Raw genomic sequence first — 14,160 nt, 5'->3', positions numbered from 1 at the left:
GCTCGAGGATGACCACGGTGCGCTTCTTCTCATCGACCTCGTAGTCGTCGCCAGCCGAGAGGCGGGTGGAGATCGAAGCGAATTCGGTGAACCACCGGTTCGCCTCACCCGACGCGGGGCCGGAGATGATGAGGGGCGTACGCGCCTCGTCGATGAGGATGCTGTCGACCTCGTCGACGATGGCGAAGTTGTGGCCGCGCTGCACCATGTCGCTCGCCTGCCAGGCCATGTTGTCGCGCAGGTAGTCGAAGCCGAACTCGTTGTTCGTGCCGTAAGTGATGTCGCAGGCGTACTGCTCGCGGCGCTCTGCGGGAGTTTGACCGGACACGATGCAGCCCGTGGTCATGCCCAGGGCCCGGAACACGCGGCCCATCAGCTCACTCTGGTAGCTGGCCAGGTAGTCGTTCACCGTGATGACGTGCACGCCCCGGCTGGTGATCGCATTCAAATAGGCGGCCGTGGTGGCCACCAGGGTCTTGCCCTCACCGGTCTTCATCTCGGCGATGTTACCGAGGTGCAACGCGGCGCCGCCCATCAGCTGTACGTCGAAGTGACGCAAGCCCAGGGTGCGGGTGGAGGCTTCGCGGACGGCCGCGAACGCCTCGGGCAGCAAGTCGTCCAGCGACTCACCGCCCGAGTAGCGCTCACGCAACGACACGGTTTCGTTCTTCAGTTCCTCGTCGCTGAGGCTGCCGAAGTCGTCTTCCAACGCATTGATGGCCTTCGCATAGCTCTCGAGCCGGCGCAGGATGCGCCCCTCGCCAACACGAAGAACTTTTTCCAGGATTGAGGCCACGAATGCACTCCACTAGTCGTCACGGCGCGAGAACACGCCTGTCGTCCGGTCGGACGCACGTAGCGCCGACCTAGCCGGCAACTATAGCAATGCTAGTTGGTCAGGAGCTGGACTCGTTGGACACCGACGCGAGCTCCCTGGCCTGGTCGGAGTTGGGATCGAGTTCGATGACGCCGTAGTCCCAACCCTTGCGGCGGTAGACGACGCTGGGCCGGTGGGTCTCGGCGTCCTGGAACAGGTAGAAGTCGTGCCCGACCAGTTCCATGAAGTACAGCGCGTCGTCCACTGTCATGGGCGCGGCCGCGAAGACCTTCCGGCGGATGACGACGGGGCTGTACACCTCGTCCGGTTCGTCCGCCTCGTCGGCGGTGTCCTCGGAAACGACCGGGATGGCGCCGGTGCGCACCCGCTCGAGGGTGTCGCCGTCAGCGGGGACGATGTCGATCACGGCGAAGCCGGACGATGACGCCTCGTGCAGCGAGGTCGGGCGGTGTGCTCCGCCGCGGTGCGGCTTCTTGCGGTCCTTGGCCCGGCGAACCCGCTCGAGCAGGCGGCCGAGGGCGACGTCGAACGCGGCGTATTTGTCGCCGCCTTCGGCCTCGGCCCGGACGACCGGGCCCTTGCCGATGAGCGTGAGTTCGACGCGGTCGTTACCGGCGGCGCCGCTCTTTTCGGTGTGACGACTGACCTTGATTTCCAGGGCGAGGGCCTTCTCGGCCAGGCCGGCGATTTTCTCGGCCTTGTCTGTCGCATATTCCCGGAAGCGATCAGTGATCCCCAGGTTTCGTCCAACGATGTTAGTTTCCATGACGACCTCCAGATCTGGCGAACCGCCCAGGTTCCGGGCGATTGGTACGCGCCTTTGGCACCACCGTAGTCGTGCCAGCTGGATAAGTCACAGGTTTTGCCAATCTGTTTGCGGTGCACGGGTGTTGTCGGGAAGGTGCCGCCGGGTTTCGGCCACGGTGGCCGCGCCGAGCACGTCGGCGCCGGCCGCGAGCAGTGCGCGCCGGGCCTCGAGCAGGGTCGCGCCGGTGGTGACGATGTCATCCACGAGCAGAATCACCCGGCCCTCGAGCGGTCCGGTGGCGATCAGAGTGCCGCCGCGGTTGAGGATTCGCTGATCCCTGCCGAGGCCCACCTGGTCTGCGACCCTGACCAGTCGGCGAGGCCGCAGCAGCCGCACGGACCGCAGGCCCGCCCGGGCGAGCAGCAGGTCGACGGGGTGGAATCCTCTGGCCCGCCAGGCCCGGCGGGAGGACGGCACCGTGACCAGGACGATGCCGGAGCGGCCTGGTCCGGCCGCGGCGAGCGCCGCCGCAACGGCCGCGCCGAGGGCACGGGCGAGCGCCGGGGCCGCGTCGGTGCGGCCACCGTCCTTGTACGCGACGAGCACCCGGCCCACCACGTCTGTGTAGTCCAGCGCCGACCAGACCGTCAGGGTACCGCGACGGGCCTGGCTCGGCGCGGCGTGCAGTGCTGCCGCGCAGGCGGCGCAGAGGGCGCGGTCCGCTCGGCCGCAACCGCTGCATTCCGTGGGCATCAGCACCGCCCAGGCGTCCAGGACTGCGCCCCGCAGCGCCCACCGGTCCTCCATCATCCGGCCAGTCTCCGGCCGGGCGGCGAGCCGGGCCGGAGCACGGGAACGGTGGTGCACAGCGGCGCGCGACGGCACCTGGGGAGGAGCGGCGGGCCGGACCTCCGGGTCAGCCGCCGATGCCCTGCTGCGTCGCGACCAGGGTGACCTCGCCGATCCGTTCCTGCCAACCGACCCCGCGTTGCACCAGCAGGGACCCGCCGGCGTTCAGGGCGCGCAGATCGCGCAACAGGTTGCTTCCGGTGATGGACGTGATGCCCGTCGAAGATTCGAGCGTGGTGCTCGTCCCGCCGATCTCGTGCGCGACGATGCGGTCCTCCCCGTTGGGCTGCGCAGCCACATAGGCCACGGTGCTCTGGTCGATCCAGGTGGCGTCCACCGGGTTACCGGAGTCGGCGGCGAGCTGCACGGCGTCGCCGAGGCCGACGGGAACGCCGTTCTCGCGCAGGACCGCGGCGACCACGAGCCGGGTCTCACCGGCCGCCTGGAGCAAGGCGATCACCCGGGTGCCGTCCCTGGACACCTGGAGCGCGGCGATGCTCGACGCATCCCCCCAGGGCGTCGGCAGGGCGGATGCGGCGCCCTGCGCGCTGTACACGAACAGTTCATTGGGCCGATCCGCGGGCACCGACCAGACGAACCCGGACCCGTCCGTGGATGGTTCGATCAGGTTCTGCCGCGGATCCAGCAGCCGGGGGTCGTCGCCCACCCGGATCCCGTAGACCCCGGCGACGGTCAGCGCAGCCGCCGCCGTTTGCGACGGTGAAAGCGCAACGGCGCTCGGGGTGAGCGCGACAATCGATTCGGACAGGCCGGCGAGCGGCGTGATGGTCTTTCCAGTCGCGGCCAGAAAACCGAATTCGCCGTCCCGCACCACGAGGGCGCGCGCATCCACCCGGGGGTTCACCTGGGGCTCGCTCGCCCCCAGCTCGTCGATGTCCTGGGAGTTCTGGTTGATCGTGATGGACACCGTCAGCCCGCTGGGCAGGCTGTTCTCGAGCTGGCTCCGCATCCGCTGCAACGTGATGGTGTCCGCGTTGAGCGCCGCGCTGTTCAGGTCGACCTTGGCGTCCCTGGCCACCACGGTGACGGCGTCGGCGGTGAGCGCCGTTCCCTCGGGGAACGCGCTGGTCACCGCGCCGGCGAGCCACTCGCTGGGCCCGCTGAGCACGCCGTTGACGATCTTCGTCGGGGTAGAGGCCCCGCGCGGGAACCAGCGCACGTCGGGCACCAGGTAGCGGTAGTCGGGATCGAAGAAGAACAGCGACTGCGCGCTGAAGACGTCCTTGAAGGTGCTCTGGTCGAGCACGGTCCCGTTCGGGGCAGCGCTGATGCGCCACTGTTCGTTGACCTGGGTGAACGAGTAGCGCAGCGGGAGGCTGGCCGACGCCCCCTCCTCGTGGTACTCGCCGTTCCCGTTCACCTCGGCGACGGGCATCACCTCGAAAGTCATGGTGGTGTCATCGACCGTTACGAAGTTGCGCTCAGACCCGTCGTAGACGGTCACCCCGGAGTCCGACTTCCAGGACTCGCTGAACTCTGGAGTGAGGAATTCCCGGGCGATCTCGTAGTTGTTGTCCGGGCTGGTGGCGGCGTCGATGAAGCCGGTGAGGATTTCCTCCATCGTCGCGTTGGCGCGGGGACCGAACGGCAGGAAGATCGGTGCCGGGTTCTCCCCGGTCACGGCGTCCTGGCCGGCCTGGACGGCGCCGCTGCGCGGAATGCTCGAACAGCCGCCGAGCACCAGGGCCAGCGCCGCGGCGGCGGCAAGAACGGCCGCGAACCTGGAGCGGCTACGCATGGCGGTCTCCCCTCGTGTCGGTTCTCGCGCCGACGAAACCGGGTTTCTCGGCGTCCTCCGGCGGCAACGGGTTCGGGGAGGACGTCAGGACGCCCCTGGCCTGCCGGGGCAGGGTCAACCGGAAGCAGGAACCCGCGCCGGGGGCGGACCAGACCTGCAACCAGCCGCGATGGGCGATGGCGTCTTCGAGGGAGATCGCCAGGCCGAGCCCGGTGCCTCCGATGGTGCGCTTCCGGGACGGGTCGGCGCGCCAGAACCTGTCGAACACGTGCGTGATCTCCGCTTCGGTCATGCCCATGCCGTAGTCGCGCACCGAGAGCGCGACCGCGGACTCGTTGCTGTCCACGGACACGATGATGGGTTTGCCCTCGCCGTGCTCGATGGCGTTGCCGATCAGGTTGTTCACGATCCGGCGCACCCGGCGGGGATCGACCTCGGCGTCGAGGTGCCCGCCCGGCGCGACGAGCATGATCGGAGTGCCCTTGGAATCGCTGAGCGATCGCATGCCGTCGATGACATCCTCGGCCAGGTGCACCAGATTGGTGGGTTCGGATTCCAGCTCCACCGACCCCGCGTCGTACCGGCTGATCTCGAGCAGGTCGGCGAGGAGGAGTTCGAAGCGTTCCACCTGGGTGTGCAGCAGTTCGGCGGTGCGCTCGGTCGCCGGCGGGAAGGTCGCCCGCTGGTCGTAGAGCAGGTCGCCGGCCAGGCGGATGGTGGTGAGGGGCGTGCGGAGTTCGTGCGAGACGTCGGAGACGAAGCGTTGTTGCACTTCGGACAGCTCAGCGAGTTCCTTGATCTGGCTCTGCAGGCTGTCGGCCATCCCGTTGAACGAGCGGGCCAGGGTGGCGATCACGTCCTCGCCCTTTTCCGGGATGCGCACGCCGAGGTCGCCGGAGGCGAGCTTCTCGCTGGTCTCGGCCGCCACCCGGATCGGGGTCACCACGAACCGCACGACGATCCAGGTGACGGCTCCGATCAACACGATCAGCGCCAACCCGGCACCACCGAGGGTGCGCTGCACGAACAGGAGGGTGGACTCGGCATCGGCGAGGCTGTAACCGATGTAGAGCTCGTACCGCCCGGCGACGGGCACGGTGATCTGCGAGCCCACCACGATCCCCGGCACCGACGACCCGTCGTCGGCGGTCAGCGTCACCGATTGCCAGAGCTGGCCGTCGGCGTCGTCCTGCACGGATGCGCGCAGCTCCGATGAGATGACCGATGTCGAAGTGCCGAAGGTGGAGGAGTCCTGGGGCGCGACCGTCGAAGCCTCCTGCCCTGGGACTCTGAAGAGCGCGACGAGCCGGCTCGACGATGCGGCGGAGATCGATGTGCGCGCCGCCTCGAGCAGGGTCTGCACCTGCACCCGGTCGGCGGCATCGGAGGAATCCAGGATGCCCTGGGCGGCCGTCGTAGCCCGGTTCGAGTCGACCAGCACCTGGCTGAGCCGGGACTGGAACAGGTCGTTTCCGACACTGACGGACATGTACACGCCCACCAGGCCGATCGCGGCGCCGGAGGCGGCCACGGTGATGAACACCGTGCGCCATTGCAGGGATGCTCGCCAACTGCGGCGCATCCGCCCGGCCAGGTACCGCCACGACGTCCAGGACCGCCAATCCCGGCTGCTCACGTTGAATCGCCCGCCCTCGTCGAACCGCGCTGACACCCGCGGCTAGCCGGCCGCGCCGGCCCGGTAGCCGACGCCGCGCACCGTCATCACGATGCGCGGGTTGTCCGGGTCGTCCTCGACCTTGGCGCGCAGACGCTGCACGTGCACGTTGACCAGGCGGGTGTCTGCCTTGTAGTGGTAGCCCCACACCTGCTCGAGGAGCATTTCGCGGGTGAAGACCTGCGATGGTTTGGAGGCCAGCGCCAGCAACAGGTCGAACTCCAATGGGGTGAGGTTGATGCTCTGGTCGCCGCGCTTGACCTCGTGCCCGGCCGCGTCCACAACGAGGTCGCCGATCTGCAGGCTGGCGGGGGATTCGACCGGCACCGGCCGCAGCCGGGTGCGGATCCGGGCCACCAGTTCCTTGGGGTTGAACGGTTTGACCATGTAATCGTCCGCGCCGGATTCCAGGCCTTTCACGACATCCGTGGTGTCGGACTTGGCGGTCAGCATGATGATCGGGGTGCCGGATTCGGCCCGGATGAGGCTGCACACCTCGATACCGTCCATGCCGGGCAGCATCAGGTCGAGCAGGACCAGGTCCGGTGCGACGCTGTGGAAGGCGTCGAGGGCGAGCGAACCGTCGGCGCAGAAGTGCGGCTCGAAGCCTTCGCCCTGTAGGACGATGCCGATCATCTCAGCCAGTGCGGGGTCATCGTCGACAACCAAAATGCGTGGGTTCATTCTTCCGTTTTCCGCCCGTTCACCGGGCAATAACCCGGCAACGCGGGCAATCTCTGGCATCAGAATAGTCGACAGGGCCCCGAGAGTGCTGACAGGCCCCCGCGTCGGGTCAAGGTATGCCAGCATGGAGGCGTGACGGACCCCAACTGGCACCCCCCGGCGAACGAACCCGACCGGCCCCGCTACGGCGAATACTCCCCCGGCAAGCAGCCGGGCCCTCCGCCCGTCGGCCCGGCGTACGGCTACCGGCCGACCCCGCCGCCCGCGTGGACCCCGCCCCCCAAGCCCGGGTTGATCCCGCTACGGCCCCTCGGCTTCGGCACCCTCCTCGGCGCGCCCTTCCAGGTGCTGCGCCGCAATCCCAAGGCGACCTTCGGCAGCGCCCTGCTCGTGCAGGCGGTGACGGTGCTCGTGACGCTCGTGGTGGTCGGCGCGGTGACCTTCTTCGCGCTGGGCCGCATCGAGTCGGCACCGGTCGAAGACCAGGATGCTGTCGAAGCGGGCGCCATCGTGGCCATCGTGTTGTCCGCGCTGGTTCCCCTCGCGTTGTCGATCGTCGCTTCCGCTCTGTTGCAGGGCGTCATCGTGCTCGAGGTCGCCCGGGCGACCCTCGGCGAGAAATTGCGGTTGGCGGCGCTCTGGCGCCAGGTGGGCCGGCGCGTTTGGCCGTTGGTGGGCTGGATCCTGCTGCTGACGGTGGCCCTACTCGTCGGTGTGTTGCTCGTCGCCGGTCTCGTGTTCGTCTGCGCCCTGCTGGGCGGCGGGTGGATCGCGCTGGCCGTGATCGTCGGTGTCGTCGGCGGGCTGGGACTGATCGCCGCCTACGCCTGGGTGAATACCAAGACCGCCCTGGTGCCGAGCCTCATCGTGTTGGAACGACTGCGCATCTGGGCGGCTGTCCGGCGCTCCTGGTCGCTCACCACCGGCTTCTTCTGGCGGACACTGGGCGTGCTGCTGCTCATCGGTCTGATCGTGGGCGTGATCTCGCAGATCGTGACGACGCCACTGACGCTGCTGTTCAGCGCGGCGACGGCGCTCATCGACCCGAATGCCAGCTTCGAGGCCTACATCCCCGCCGGAGTGTTGTACCTCCTGACGATCCTGGTCACCCTGGTGGTCGGCGCCGTCGCCGCTGTCGTCCAGTCGGCGGCAGTGGCACTCATCTACATCGACCTGCGGATGCGCAAGGAAGGTCTCGACCTCGAGCTCCAGCGCTTCGTCGAAGCGGCCCCCGGCAGCGCGCCGGCCGACCCCTACCTTCGCGGCACCGGCACCGCGACCGATGAGGCCCCTCGCCCCGACCCGGGGGCGCCCTGGGCATGATCGTGGCGTGGGGGCTCGGCGTGGCACTTCGGGGCGTCCCGGTGGACCCTGACGCGCCCGAAGCGCAGCAGTGGTTGCGCGAAGAGCTGGCCAAGGCTCCCTACCAGGCCGCCCAGCCGACCTGGTTCGACCGGGTGTCCCAGGCCATCTTCGATTGGTTCTCGACCCTTGCCTTCGCGGGCGGGGGCAGCAACGGCTGGCTCGCGGTGGTCGGAACCCTCATCGGCGTCGCCGTCGTCGTGGCCGCCCTGCTCATCTTCGGGTTGCCCCGCCGGGCTCGCCGCCGCCGCCAGCAGGCCGACGGGCTGTTCGCCGAGGATGACCGCCGCACCGCGTCGCAGCTCCGCAAGGCCGCGGCGGCTGCCGCGGCAACCGCTGACTGGACCCTCGCCTGCGAGGAGGCCTTCCGGGCGATCGCGAATGGACTGGCCGAACGTACCGTGGTGCGGCCAACCCCCGGCACGACGGCGCACAGCGTCGCCGAACTCGCCTCCGTCGCGTTCCCGGCCGAGCAGGCCAGGCTGCGGGACGGTGCCGTCGTGTTCGAGAGCGTCCGATACCTCGGCGGCACCGGGACCGAATCCGGCTATCGGGCCCTGGTCGCGCTGGACGCTGACCTGCAGGCCACCCGCCCGCGGGTGTCCGAGCCGATGGCCGCCGAATGAGCGCGCCGGTCGGGACGGTCGCCCCCTCGAGCACGCCCACGATCCGCGCCACGCTCCGCCGGTCGGTGTTCTGGGTGGTGGCCGGCGCCGGCGCGCTGCTCGTCGCGGCCATTGCCTTCCTGGCCACCAGCGCGTCCGGTGCGGCGGGCCCGCCCCTCGCGGCCGACAACCCGGCCCAGGCCGGCAGTATGGCCCTCGTCGAGGTCCTGCGCCAGCAGGGGGTCACCGTTGTGCCCGTCGACACCCTCGGCGATGCCGCCGCGGCGACGGCGGGGCATCCGAACGCCACGGTGTTCTTCGCCGACATCGAGGGGTACCTCGTGGCGGACCAGCTCGCCGAGGTCGGCGTGCTGGCCGACCGGATCGTCGTGGCCGACCCGAACTTCGCCACCCTGCAGGCGCTGGCACCCGAGGTGGGCTTCGGCGGGCTGTCCCCCGAGGACGCCCTCGTCGCCTCCTGTGATGTGCCGGCGGCCGTGCAGGCGGGGAAGATCTCTCCCGGCGGCAAGACCCTCGGCCTGGCCGCGGACGCGCCCGGCTACACGGCGTGCTTCCCCGGCGACGACGGGACGTTCTCGCTGGTCGAACGGGTGACCTCTGACGGCACCATCACCCTCGTTGCCGACACCGCGGTGTTCGCCAACGAGAAGATCGCCACCTTCGGAAACGCCGCCCTGGCGTTGAACCTGCTCGGCGCCGGGGACACCGTCATCTGGTACCTGCCGACGCTGGCGGATGTGCCCGTGACCGGTCCCCCCTCCCTCGGCGCCCTCACTCCCGGCTGGGTCACCCCGGTCATGGTGCTCCTCGTCTTCACCGCCATCGCGGCCATGATCTGGCGCGGCCGGCGTTTCGGGCCACTCGTGGCCGAGAACCTGCCGGTCGTCGTGCGGGCCAGTGAGACCATGGAAGGCCGCGCCCGGCTCTACGCCAGGGGCAACGCCCGGTTGCGCGCGGTCGACGCCCTGCGGATCGGCGCGGTGACGCGCCTGGCCGGAACCGCCGGCCTGCCCCGCACAGCCCCTCTGGCCGAGGTCATCCGGTCGGTGGCCGCCCTCACCGGCCGACCGCCCGAGCAGGTCGCCGCCGTCCTCGTCAGCGAGATTCCGCAGAGCGACGCCGGGCTGATGTCACTCTCCGCGGCCATCGACGATCTCGAGGCAGCGACCGTCCTGGCCGCCCGGCCGGCCGGGTCCGGCCCCTCCCCCCCAGCTGCCCCGTCAACCGGAAGAATGGAACCATGACCAGCAACGCCACGACATCCGCCGAGACGCCTCCCGCCGACGCCTCGATCGACACCCTTCGCCAGGCGCTGGCCCAGGTGCGCACCGAAGTGGGCAAGGCCGTCGTCGGTCAGGACGGTGCGGTCACCGGGCTGATCATCGCGCTCCTCGCCCGCGGCCACGTGCTGCTCGAGGGGGTCCCCGGCGTGGCCAAGACGCTGCTCGTGCGTTCGCTGAGCACCGCTCTCAGCCTGGACACCAAGCGGGTGCAGTTCACGCCGGACCTGATGCCGGGCGACGTGACCGGGTCGCTCATCTACGATGCCAAGGCCGGCGAGTTCGAATTCCGCAACGGCCCGGTCTTCACCAATATCCTGCTCGCGGACGAGATCAACCGCACCCCGCCGAAGACCCAGTCGGCCCTGCTCGAGGCGATGGAAGAGCGCCAGGTCAGCGTCGACGGGCTGTCGTTGCCACTGCCGGAACCGTTCATCGTGGCCGCGACCATGAACCCGATCGAGTACGAGGGCACCTACACACTGCCCGAGGCCCAGCTCGACCGGTTCCTGCTCAAGCTCGTGCTCGACATCCCCGAACGCGACGTGGAACTCGAGGTGCTGCGCCGGCACGCCACCGGTTTCAGCCCCCGGGACCTCGCGGCGGCCGGCGTCACCCCGGTGCTGGGCGCGGCCGACCTCGCCGCGGCGCAGGCCTCCGTCGCCGCCGTCGGCGCCAGCCCCGACGTCCTGGCGTACATCGTCGACCTGGCCAGGGCGACCCGGCGAAGCCCCTCCGCCAAGCTGGGCGTCAGCCCGCGCGGTACCACCGCCCTACTGGCCAGCGCGAAGGCGTGGGCCTGGCTCAGCGGTTACGCCTCCATCACGCCGGACCACGTGCAGGCGATGGTGCTGCCGGTGTGGCGGCACCGCATCCAGCTGCGCCCCGAGGCCGAGCTCGAGGGCATCACCGTCGACTCGATCCTGCACGGCGTGCTGTCGCAGGTCCAGGTTCCGATCTAACCGATGGCGCTGACCGGCAGGTTCGTTCTCCTCGTCGCCCTCGGCGTCGTGCCCATTGTGGTGCTCGGTGACACCGTCGCGTCCGCCCTGGCCGTGCTCGCCGCCTGGCTGTTGCTCTGCCTGGTGCTCGGCATCCTCGACCTGGCCCTGGCCGCGTCGCCCCGCGCTCTCCGCGTTGCCCGCGTGCTGCCGAGCCGGGTGCGGCTGGGCGAGACGGTGACCAGCGAGCTGTACCTCACCAATGAGGGCGCCCGTCGGCTGCGCGGTGTCGTCCGGGACGGCTGGCAGCCGTCCGCCGGCGCCGGCAACAACCGTACCGCGGTGTCGCTGCCCGCGGGGGAACGACGGCTGATCGCCCTGACCCTCCGCCCCACCCGGCGGGGCGAGCGCACCGCCGCGCACGTGACCGTGAGGGCCGGTGGCCCCCTGGGCTTGTTCGCCCGGCAGGCCACCCTGCACGCGCCGGCGCGCATCCGGGTGCTGCCGCCGTTCCACTCCCGCAAGCACCTGCCCTCCCGCATCAGCCGGCTCAAGGAACTCGACGGCCGCACCAGTGTGCTCGTGCGCGGCCAGGGCACCGAGTTCGACTCCCTCCGCGAATACGTCCGGGGCGACGATGTACGGTCGATCGACTGGCGTGCCACGGCGCGGCGCAACGACGTCGTGGTGCGCACCTGGCGCCCCGAACGGGACCGGCGCATCGTGATCGTCATCGACACGGGCCGCACCTCGGCCGCCCGCGTGGCCGACGAGCCCCGCCTCGATACCGCCTTCGAAGCGGCACTGCTTCTGGCTGCGCTCGCCTCCCAGGCCGGTGACCGGGTGGATTTCCTCGCCTGGGATCGCCGGGTGCGGGCCAGCGTGCAGGGTGCCTCCGGGGCGGAGTTGCTCAGCCGGATGGTCGACGGCATGGCCCTGATAGAACCGGAGCTCATCGAGATGGACTGGCTGGCCCTGCCCGGGCAGGTGCGCGGCATCACCGCGCAGCACGCCCTGGTGGTGCTGATCACCCCGATGGATGCCCCCGGCGCGTCGACCGGCCTGCTCTCCGTGCTCGGGCAGCTCACCCAGCGGCACACCGTCCTGGTCGCTTCGGTGACGGATCCCACCGTGGCGGAACTCATCCACGTCCGGAACGACCGCGCGGACGTCTACCGCGCCGCGTCCGCGGAGCGCACCATGCTCGACTCCGCACGGGTCGCCGCCGCGGTCCGGCAGCTCGGCGCCGACATCGTCACGGCGACTCCGGAGAAGTTGCCGCCGGCACTGGCCGACCGCTACATCGCCCTGAAGGCCGCCGGGCGGCTCTGATCGCCGCTAGCCCGCGAAGACCCTGGCGCTGCCGGCCTCGAACTCGGCCAGGTCGCCCGTCTCGCCGGACCGGGCGGCACGCCCGCCAAGCACCAGCAGGTAGGCGAGGAACGCCAGCAACGCCAGCGCTCCAATGCCGATCTTCACCGGCCACGGCCACGGCGCGGGGGTCACGAAACCCTCGATGATGCCCGAGATGAAGAGCACGAGCACCAGACCGGTCGCCACCGTGAACAATGCCCTGGCGTCCTGGGCCAGCGCCTGACCCCTCGTACGGGCGCCCGGCGCGATCCACGCCCAGAAGATGCGCAGGCCCGCAGCCGCCGCCACGAAGATCGCGGTCAGTTCGAGCAGACCGTGCGGGGCGATGTAGAGGAAGAACGTGTCGCCCTCGTCGTAGGCGAACATGACGGCGGCGGTGATCCCGAGGTTCTGGGCGTTCTGGAGCACGATATAGGGCACGTACACGCCAAGGATGCCGAACGCCACGCACTGGGCAGCGATCCAGGCGTTGTTGGTCCAGACCCTGCTGGCGAAGGACGCCGCCGGATTCTCCGAGTAGTACGACACGAAACCCTGGTTGGCCAGCTGCTCGAGCTCGGCGGGAGACCCGAAGTTCACCAGCACGGCCGGGTTGTTCGTCGCCCACACCGCGTACAGCGTCGCGACGAGAACGGTGGCCAGCGCTACTGCCAGCGTAAGCCAGCGCAGGCGGTAGAGCGCGGCCGGCAGCTGGGCGAGGAAGAACCGCGCTACCTGGGCCAACACGTTGACGCCGGTACCGGTGAAGCGCAACCGCGCCCGCGACAGGATCACCGAGAGCCGGTCACCTTGCACTGTCGAACCCGCGGCGGTCTTGATGACGGACAGCTGCGTCGCGCCGGACTGGTACCCCTGGATCAATTCATCCGACAGGGCACCGTCGAGCTGCCGCCGGCGGCCGAGGTCGGCCAGGCGGTCCCATTCGGCGCGGTGCGCCGCTGAATACGCGTCGAGATCCATCTGCTTCAATAGTAGACATGGCGCAGCCCTGGAAAGCGGCCGATCACGGTGAAGATCCTCTGATCGAGCACGAACTGGTCACCGGAGAGGCCGTTGCCCTCGACGTCCGGCCGGCCAGCGTGATCCTGCGCGGCGCCGGAACGATGATCGACTGGCTGGCGTACATCGGCTTGTTCGTGGTGATGGCGCTGATCGTCTTGGTGCTCTTCGGCGACGGGATCGACCAGGCGCTGGCGCAGGCTCTCGCGATCGCCGGCCTGGTTTTCTCCCTGTTGATCGTGCCGATGCTCGTGGAGACGCTGACGCACGGCCGGTCCCTGGGCCGATGGGCGATCGGTGCCCGTATCGTCCGTGACGACGGCGGCGCGACGGGGCTCCGGCACGCGTTCATCCGGGCGCTGATGGGCGTGATCGAGATCTTCATGACCTTCGGTGGCCTCGCGGCGACCTGCGCACTGTTGAACTCCAGGTCCAAGCGGATCGGCGACCTGCTCGCGGGTACGTACAGCCAACACGAGCGGGTGCCCAGGTTCAGCGAACCCAGTTTCGTCTTACCCCCGGTTCTTGCCTCCTGGGCGGAGACGGTGGATGTGGCGCGCCTGCCGGACCGGCTGTCGCGCCGGGTGGCGCAGTTCCTCCGGCAAGCCCATCAGCTCTCCCCGGACACCCGGGTCCGGCTGGCGGAGAGCCTCGCCGCCGAGGTGGTCCCGTTCGTGTCGCCGCTCCCGGCGGTACCGCCGGAGTACCTGCTCATCGGTGTTGCCGACGTGCGTCGGAAGCGCGAATACGCCGGTCACCTGCTGGAGCGCAGCCGGCTGCAGACCTTGTCTCCGGTCCTCACGGGCCTCCCCCACGACTTCCCCACCCGCTAGCCGACCCGCTCACTCAGGACGGCTGCTGCTCAGCCTCGGGAGGTCACCGCTGCGCGCCTGCAGGACCGGCTTGCGGGGTTTCGACGGGCTCGACCGGCGGGTGGCTGGGTTGCGCAGGCTAGCGGCGGCCGGCCGGTGGGGGGCGCTCCCGGTCGTCGGTCGAGCGGGTCGAGGCCTGGTGACGGGCGGGTT

The 14,160-nt window shown here is 69.9% G+C and carries 13 protein-coding genes; 6 read left to right on the top strand and 7 right to left on the bottom strand.

Annotation, left to right across the window (positions count from 1 at the left end):
* The 6 genes from JWP54_RS13915 to mtrA all read right to left on the bottom strand — a co-directional run.
* On the bottom strand, positions 1–796 hold a 796-nt coding region (locus JWP54_RS13915), incomplete at its 3' end, for a DEAD/DEAH box helicase (RefSeq protein WP_367274231.1).
* A 100-nt stretch (positions 797–896) separates the two neighbouring features.
* Complete coding sequence (raiA, locus tag JWP54_RS13910; protein WP_297373078.1) at positions 897–1,604, bottom strand: ribosome-associated translation inhibitor RaiA; 708 nt, start codon at positions 1,602–1,604, stop codon at positions 897–899.
* Between the two features lie 87 nt (positions 1,605–1,691).
* Positions 1,692–2,396 (bottom strand): ComF family protein, encoded by a 705-nt coding sequence (locus tag JWP54_RS13905; protein ID WP_297373076.1) that lies wholly within the window; start codon positions 2,394–2,396, stop codon positions 1,692–1,694.
* Positions 2,397–2,502: 106 nt separating this feature from the next.
* Positions 2,503–4,194, bottom strand: coding sequence for an LpqB family beta-propeller domain-containing protein (locus JWP54_RS13900; RefSeq protein WP_297373073.1), 1,692 nt, complete (start codon positions 4,192–4,194; stop codon positions 2,503–2,505).
* The gene (mtrB, locus tag JWP54_RS13895; RefSeq protein ID WP_297373071.1) at positions 4,187–5,830 is read right to left on the bottom strand and encodes an MtrAB system histidine kinase MtrB; all 1,644 of its coding nucleotides are present in this window, start codon (positions 5,828–5,830) and stop codon (positions 4,187–4,189) included. Before mtrB ends, JWP54_RS13900 begins: the two co-directional genes overlap by 8 nt.
* Before the next feature lie 42 nt (positions 5,831–5,872).
* Positions 5,873–6,553 (bottom strand): MtrAB system response regulator MtrA, encoded by a 681-nt coding sequence (mtrA, locus tag JWP54_RS13890; RefSeq protein ID WP_297373068.1) that lies wholly within the window; start codon positions 6,551–6,553, stop codon positions 5,873–5,875.
* A 132-nt stretch (positions 6,554–6,685) separates the two neighbouring features.
* On the opposite strand from mtrA, the gene JWP54_RS13885 reads away from it, so the two are divergent.
* The 5 genes from JWP54_RS13885 to JWP54_RS13865 are packed head-to-tail and all read left to right on the top strand — an operon-like array spanning position 6,686 to position 12,094.
* On the top strand, positions 6,686–7,876 hold the full coding sequence (locus JWP54_RS13885) for a hypothetical protein (RefSeq protein ID WP_297373066.1): 1,191 nt from the start codon (positions 6,686–6,688) through the stop codon (positions 7,874–7,876).
* On the top strand, positions 7,873–8,541 hold the full coding sequence (locus tag JWP54_RS13880; RefSeq protein WP_297373064.1) for a DUF4129 domain-containing protein: 669 nt from the start codon (positions 7,873–7,875) through the stop codon (positions 8,539–8,541). Before JWP54_RS13885 ends, JWP54_RS13880 begins: the two co-directional genes overlap by 4 nt.
* Positions 8,538–9,785, top strand: coding sequence for a DUF4350 domain-containing protein (locus tag JWP54_RS13875; protein WP_297373062.1), 1,248 nt, complete (start codon positions 8,538–8,540; stop codon positions 9,783–9,785). The genes JWP54_RS13880 and JWP54_RS13875 overlap by 4 nt, the downstream gene beginning before the upstream one ends.
* Positions 9,782–10,783: a MoxR family ATPase gene (locus JWP54_RS13870; protein ID WP_297373060.1), complete on the top strand. Its 1,002-nt coding sequence runs from the start codon at positions 9,782–9,784 to the stop codon at positions 10,781–10,783. The genes JWP54_RS13875 and JWP54_RS13870 overlap by 4 nt, the downstream gene beginning before the upstream one ends.
* A 3-nt stretch (positions 10,784–10,786) precedes the next feature.
* Positions 10,787–12,094 (top strand): DUF58 domain-containing protein, encoded by a 1,308-nt coding sequence (locus JWP54_RS13865; protein WP_297373058.1) that lies wholly within the window; start codon positions 10,787–10,789, stop codon positions 12,092–12,094.
* 6 nt (positions 12,095–12,100) lie between these two features.
* Here the strand turns inward: JWP54_RS13865 and JWP54_RS13860 are convergent, their stop codons facing one another.
* Positions 12,101–13,096, bottom strand: a complete 996-nt coding sequence (locus tag JWP54_RS13860) for a stage II sporulation protein M (RefSeq protein WP_297373053.1) — start codon at positions 13,094–13,096, stop codon at positions 12,101–12,103.
* 17 nt (positions 13,097–13,113) lie between these two features.
* On the opposite strand from JWP54_RS13860, the gene JWP54_RS13855 reads away from it, so the two are divergent.
* Entirely contained in the window at positions 13,114–13,968 is an 855-nt protein-coding gene (locus JWP54_RS13855; RefSeq protein ID WP_297373051.1) for an RDD family protein, read from the top strand.
* Positions 13,969–14,160 lie beyond the last annotated feature (192 nt).

It is taken from the genome of Cryobacterium sp. (genome assembly GCF_025463825.1).
Lineage (GTDB): Bacteria > Actinomycetota > Actinomycetes > Actinomycetales > Microbacteriaceae > Cryobacterium.
This window is presented reverse-complemented; position numbering and strand designations above follow the sequence as displayed.

What these genes read in the sequence shown, in the direction of transcription:
- raiA (WP_297373078.1), bottom strand. Translation starts at nt 1,604, where the DNA reads ATGGAAACTAACATCGTTGGACGAAACCTGGGGATCACTGATCGCTTC.
- JWP54_RS13900 (WP_297373073.1), bottom strand. Translation starts at nt 4,194, where the DNA reads ATGCGTAGCCGCTCCAGGTTCGCGGCCGTTCTTGCCGCCGCCGCGGCG.
- mtrA (WP_297373068.1), bottom strand. Translation starts at nt 6,553, where the DNA reads ATGAACCCACGCATTTTGGTTGTCGACGATGACCCCGCACTGGCTGAG.
- JWP54_RS13875 (WP_297373062.1), top strand. Translation starts at nt 8,538, where the DNA reads ATGAGCGCGCCGGTCGGGACGGTCGCCCCCTCGAGCACGCCCACGATC.
- JWP54_RS13860 (WP_297373053.1), bottom strand. Translation starts at nt 13,096, where the DNA reads ATGGATCTCGACGCGTATTCAGCGGCGCACCGCGCCGAATGGGACCGC.
- JWP54_RS13880 (WP_297373064.1), top strand. Translation starts at nt 7,873, where the DNA reads ATGATCGTGGCGTGGGGGCTCGGCGTGGCACTTCGGGGCGTCCCGGTG.
- JWP54_RS13855 (WP_297373051.1), top strand. Translation starts at nt 13,114, where the DNA reads ATGGCGCAGCCCTGGAAAGCGGCCGATCACGGTGAAGATCCTCTGATC.
- JWP54_RS13865 (WP_297373058.1), top strand. Translation starts at nt 10,787, where the DNA reads ATGGCGCTGACCGGCAGGTTCGTTCTCCTCGTCGCCCTCGGCGTCGTG.
- JWP54_RS13870 (WP_297373060.1), top strand. Translation starts at nt 9,782, where the DNA reads ATGACCAGCAACGCCACGACATCCGCCGAGACGCCTCCCGCCGACGCC.
- JWP54_RS13905 (WP_297373076.1), bottom strand. Translation starts at nt 2,396, where the DNA reads ATGATGGAGGACCGGTGGGCGCTGCGGGGCGCAGTCCTGGACGCCTGG.